This window comes from Dietzia sp. CW19 (assembly GCF_014145265.1).
In the GTDB taxonomy this organism is placed as follows: Bacteria; Actinomycetota; Actinomycetes; order Mycobacteriales; family Mycobacteriaceae; genus Dietzia; species Dietzia natronolimnaea.
In genome coordinates this window covers 1-4,696 of sequence record NZ_JAALEE010000106.1, presented here as the reverse complement: position 1 = coordinate 4,696, position 4,696 = coordinate 1, and the positions used below count along the sequence as shown (strand labels likewise).

Here is a 4,696-nt window from a genome sequence, read left to right as displayed (position 1 = left end):
CGGGCCCACCGGGCCCACCGGGCCCAGCTCCGGGGTCACCGGGTCCGGATCAGCGCCGTACCCGTCGCCCTGTCGTGCAGGCCGCGGCCGTCCTCGTCCTGGACGAGGGGAGGCAGCAGGAAGAACACGAAGGCGACCCGGACGATCGCACGGAGGACACCGACCCGCTCGTCGGCGTCGATCCGTGCGGTGCCGATCCCGAAGAGTGCCTGTCCGGGCGTCTGGGCGAAGAGCCAGACGCACACCACGCCGGACAGGCCCCAGAGCAGCGGAGTCGCCCAACTGGCCACGGCGGAGAACGTCTCGCCTCCGAGCAGGCCCGGTCCACCGAGGGTGACGACGAGTCCCACGAACCCGTAGGCCAGGAACCAGTCGACCAGTAGCGCGCCGAGACGCACCCCCAGCGGCGCGAGAGAGCCCTCGCCGTACCGGGGCAGCCCGAGCCGCTCACCTTTGAAGGCCTGCTCCGGCTCGTTGCCGGACGAGGTCGGGCCGGACAGCCATGATCCTGCAAGTTCACGCATGGTTCCCAGGGTAACCGGGGCCCGGTCGATCCCCGTGTCGACGTTCCCCCGCAGTGGTTGACTAGGCTGACCCCTATTGGGAGGGACACCACCCGGCCCGCCTCTGTAACACTGCCGAAACATTCGGTTGACGGCCGGGCAACACCTCGCCCATATCGTGAGGTCACCGCACGACGGGCGGCACCGGTTGCCCGTCGCACAGAGAGACGAGGAGCGACATCGTGGCATTCTCCACTCCGGACGAGGTCATCAAGTTCATCAAGGACGAGGGCGTCGAGTACGTCGACATCAGGTTCACCGACCTGCCCGGCGCCGAGCAGCACTTCACGATCGCTGCCGCGGCTTTCGACGAGGACATGATGGAGGACGGCCTGGCGTTCGACGGCTCGTCCATCCGGGGGTTCCAGTCGATCCACGAGTCCGACATGATGCTCCTGCCGGACGTGTCGACCGCTCGCCTCGACCAGTTCCGCAAGGCGAAGACGCTGAACATCAGCTGCTTCGTGCACGACCCCTTCACCCGTGAGGCCTACAGCCGCGACCCCCGCAACGTCGCGCGCAAGGCCGAGGAGTACCTGATCTCCACGGGCATCGCCGACACCTGCTTCTTCGGTGCCGAGGCCGAGTTCTTCGTGTTCGACTCCGTCCGCTACGGCTCGGGCACCAACCACGGCTTCTACGAGGTCGACTCGATCGCCGGCAACTGGAACACGGGAGCCGAGTCCGAGGCCGACGGTTCACCGAACCTCGGGTACAAGGTCCGCCCCAAGGGCGGGTACTTCCCGGTGGCGCCCTACGACCACTTCGTCGACCTGCGCGACGAGATGTCGACCAACCTCACCAACGCCGGCTTCGAGCTCGAGCGCTTCCACCACGAGGTGGGCTCCGGTGGCCAGCAGGAGATCAACTACAAGTTCAACACGCTCCTGCACGCGGCCGACGACATCCAGCTCTTCAAGTACATCGTCAAGAACACCGCGTGGAAGAACGGCAAGTCCGCGACCTTCATGCCCAAGCCCCTCTTCGGTGACAACGGCTCCGGCATGCACGCCCACCAGTCGCTGTGGAAGGACGGCAAGCCGCTGTTCCACGACGAGGCCGGCTACGCGGGACTGTCGGACGTCGCCCGCTACTACATCGGTGGCATCCTCCACCACGCGCCCAGCCTGCTCGCGTTCACCAACCCCACGATCAACTCGTACCACCGGCTCGTCCCGGGTTACGAGGCGCCGATCAACCTGGTGTACTCGCAGCGCAACCGCTCGGCCTGTGTCCGTATCCCGATCACGGGCAACAACCCCAAGGCCAAGCGCATCGAGTTCCGCTGTCCCGACTCGTCGGGCAACCCGTACTTCGCGTTCGCCGCGATGATGATGGCGGGCCTGGACGGCGTGAAGAACAAGATCGAGCCGCACGCCCCCGTGGACAAGGACCTCTACGAACTCCCGCCGGAGGAGGCCGCCGACATCCCGCAGGCCCCCACCTCGCTTTCCGCGGTGCTCGACCGCCTCGAGGCCGATCACGAGTACCTCACCGCGGGTGGCGTGTTCACCGAGGACCTGATCGAGAACTGGATCGAGTACAAGCGGGAGAAGGAGATCGCCCCGGTCAACCTGCGTCCGCACCCGCACGAGTTCGACCTGTACTACGACTGCTGATCCCGCAGCTCGCGTAATCGTTGAAACGCCCCGGCCCCTGTGGCCGGGGCGTTTACGGTTGACCCAGGACCGGGGAACGCCAGGAGGCGGGGAACGGAAGGGGTCGGGAGCTCGTGGACGCAGACGACGTGGACTTCCGGAGCGCCTCCCCGAGGGCCAGACCACTCAAGGTGGTCGCGGCCGCCCTGGACCCGGATCACGAACCGGGAACCGGCGGCGACGGCGAGAGCTACCCCGTGCTGCTCAAGCTGTCGCGGGTGCTCGACCCCGAGGAGGCGAGGTTGATCCTCGAACGGAACCCGTTCCTCCATGCCAGCGCGGGCTCACGCAAGCTCATCGCGATGGACACCTCGGTCGAGACACTGCGCGAACAGAAGGACCGTCTCCAGCTCCTCCTGGCCGAGGTCGAGGCGGACGCACTCGCCGAACAGGCCCGCCGCCGCTCCGAGGAGCACCGCGCGGCCGAACAGCGGCTGGCCGAGCTCCGTCGGCGGAACGACGTCCTCGGCGAGATCGAGTGGTGAACCGCCGAGGTCGTGGGGAAGCCGAGCTCGTGGGAGAGTGCTGAGATGAAGACACCCAGTTCCCCTCGCTCCGTTCAGGGCGCCGCCCGCTCCGCCGTCGACCATCCCGCCCTCGAGTGGCTGGCCCGCGCGGGCTTCGTCATGAACGGGATCCTCCACCTGCTCATCGGGTGGATCGCCATCCGGATCGCGACCGGATCGGGCGGAGAGGAGGCGTCCAACTCGGGTGCCCTCGCCGAGATCGCCTCCGCACCGGGTGGCCAGGCCCTCCTCTGGGTCGGCGCGATCGGCTTCCTCGCCCTCGGTCTCTGGCAGGTCATCGAGATGATCCTGGGATCGGAGGAGGCCTCGGACAGGGTCAAGGCGGGCGCCAAGGCCGCCGTCTACCTCGCTCTCGGCGTGACCACCGCCCGGTTCGCCTCCGGTGGATCCGATTCGGATTCCGAGACGGCGTCCGGTACCACCGCCGGACTGCTCGGCTCCGCACCGGGCAAGGTCGCGCTCGTCGTGGTGGGCCTCGTGATCATCGGCGTGGGCGCGTATCACGTCTACAAGGGCGCCACCAAGAAGTTCGTCGAGGACCTGGAACGCACCGGGGGCGGACACGTCGGGCGGGCCATCGTCGTCTCCGGTCAGCTCGGGTACATCGCCAAGGGTGCCGCCCTGGTCATCCTCGGCGGACTGGTGATCGCGGCGGTCGTGACCGCGGATCCCGAGAAGGCGGGCGGACTCGATGCCGCGCTGCGAACGGTCGGCGAGCAGCCGTTCGGCCAGATCCTGCTCATCATGACCGGCGTCGGGATCGCGTTGTACGGCGTCTACTCCCTGGGCCGTGCCAAGTACAGCCGGATGTGAGACGCCGGGCTCACACCGGCCGGGCTCAGCCGAGCTTGGGGAAGTTCTGGGGGCAGTAGGTACCCACGGCGGCGCCGAGGAAGAATCCCTGCTGCTCGGGGCCCAACCGCCCGTACTCGCCGAGCCACCCCGAGACCTCGTCCATCTGCTGGCCCCCGTCGAAGCGGCCACACGCCTCCGCGGCGGTGGCCACCGGATCCACGCCCTCGGGGAGTGCGACGTCCTGCCTCTGCAGCAGCGCGACGAAGTCACCGCCTCCGGGGGCGACGGGAGCGGGCTCAGCCGCCGGGGTGTCGTCCGCTCGTGGTTCCGGCGCGGGCTCCCCCGGCATCGGTTCCGGCTGCGGCTCGGGCGGCGGGGGCGGTGTCACGGGCCCGGTGGGCTTCTCCGGTCGCTCCTCGGCGAACGGGGTACTCGACGCGGCGGACGTCGTGGTGGACTCCGTGGCCACCTCGGGCGCCTCCCCCTCCACGGTCGCCCCGCCACAACCCCCGAGTACCACGGCGAGCGCGACCGCACCGAGGCCGGACGCTGCTGTCAGGATGCGTGAACTCATGGTGCGCATCGTAGGTCAACGGACCCGGTCCCCGGCAAGACGTACCGTCGCGATCACGCCCAGGTGATCGGTGCCACCCACCCGGACGGTCCTGGTCTCCCCCACCGCCGACGCTCCCCGCGCGAGCACGTGGTCGATGCCGATCAGTGGCGGGACGCGCCCGTCGGCTGGCCACGTGGGCACCCAGCCGTCGCCACCGCCGGAGACCGAATCGGTGTACCCCAGCCCACGCAGTCCGCGGAACCGGGCGTGGTCCCAGGTGGCGTTGAAGTCGCCGCCCACCACCACGGGGGCCGGTCCGGGCAACCCGCCGAGGTACCACCTCAGACGGTCCGCCTCCTCGACCGCGGCGGGACCGTCGAACACGGGCGCGACGGGGTGAGCCGCCACCACCGTCACCGGACCCGCGGGACCGGCCATATCCGTGCGCAGGACTCCCAGGCTGAATCCGGCGACCCGCTCGGGTGGCGAGAGCGGGTACCGCGACCAGACCGCGACGCCCGCGGCCTGCGGGGCGGGATCGGATGCCTCGTGCGGGAGCATCTCGCCGAGGCCCGCCGCGCGGAGACCGTCGACAGC

General features: G+C 69.4%; 6 protein-coding genes. 3 read left to right on the top strand and 3 right to left on the bottom strand.

What is annotated here, in order from left to right; translation table 11 throughout:
- Positions 1-35 precede the first annotated feature (35 nt).
- Entirely contained in the window at positions 36-524 is a 489-nt protein-coding gene (locus G6021_RS03820) for an RDD family protein (RefSeq protein WP_179525015.1), read from the bottom strand.
- Positions 525-745: 221 nt separating this feature from the next.
- Here G6021_RS03820 and glnA point away from each other — a divergent pair, with 221 nt between their 5' ends.
- The 3 genes from glnA to G6021_RS03805 all read left to right on the top strand — a co-directional run bounded on the left by glnA (position 746) and on the right by G6021_RS03805 (position 3,561).
- A complete protein-coding gene (gene glnA / locus G6021_RS03815) occupies positions 746-2,182 on the top strand; it encodes a type I glutamate--ammonia ligase (protein WP_179525014.1) in 1,437 nt (478 codons plus the stop codon).
- A 113-nt stretch (positions 2,183-2,295) separates the two neighbouring features.
- Positions 2,296-2,706: a hypothetical protein gene (locus G6021_RS03810; RefSeq protein ID WP_179525013.1), complete on the top strand. Its 411-nt coding sequence runs from the start codon at positions 2,296-2,298 to the stop codon at positions 2,704-2,706.
- Between the two features lie 45 nt (positions 2,707-2,751).
- Complete coding sequence (locus tag G6021_RS03805; protein ID WP_182611208.1) at positions 2,752-3,561, top strand: DUF1206 domain-containing protein; 810 nt, start codon at positions 2,752-2,754, stop codon at positions 3,559-3,561.
- Positions 3,562-3,586: 25 nt separating this feature from the next.
- Here G6021_RS03805 and G6021_RS03800 read toward each other — a convergent pair whose 3' ends face one another.
- Both G6021_RS03800 and G6021_RS03795 read right to left on the bottom strand, forming a co-directional pair.
- The gene (locus G6021_RS03800; protein ID WP_241730614.1) at positions 3,587-4,117 is read right to left on the bottom strand and encodes a DUF732 domain-containing protein; all 531 of its coding nucleotides are present in this window, start codon (positions 4,115-4,117) and stop codon (positions 3,587-3,589) included.
- 15 nt (positions 4,118-4,132) lie between these two features.
- Positions 4,133-4,696 (bottom strand): endonuclease/exonuclease/phosphatase family protein (locus G6021_RS03795; RefSeq protein WP_182640700.1); only part of this gene is annotated, 564 nt, incomplete at its 5' end.

Excerpts from the sequence above, each read along its gene's own strand:
- G6021_RS03820 (WP_179525015.1), bottom strand. The coding sequence starts at position 524 with ATGCGTGAACTTGCAGGATCATGGCTGTCCGGCCCGACCTCGTCCGGC.
- G6021_RS03805 (WP_182611208.1), top strand. The coding sequence starts at position 2,752 with ATGAAGACACCCAGTTCCCCTCGCTCCGTTCAGGGCGCCGCCCGCTCC.
- G6021_RS03800 (WP_241730614.1), bottom strand. The coding sequence starts at position 4,117 with ATGAGTTCACGCATCCTGACAGCAGCGTCCGGCCTCGGTGCGGTCGCG.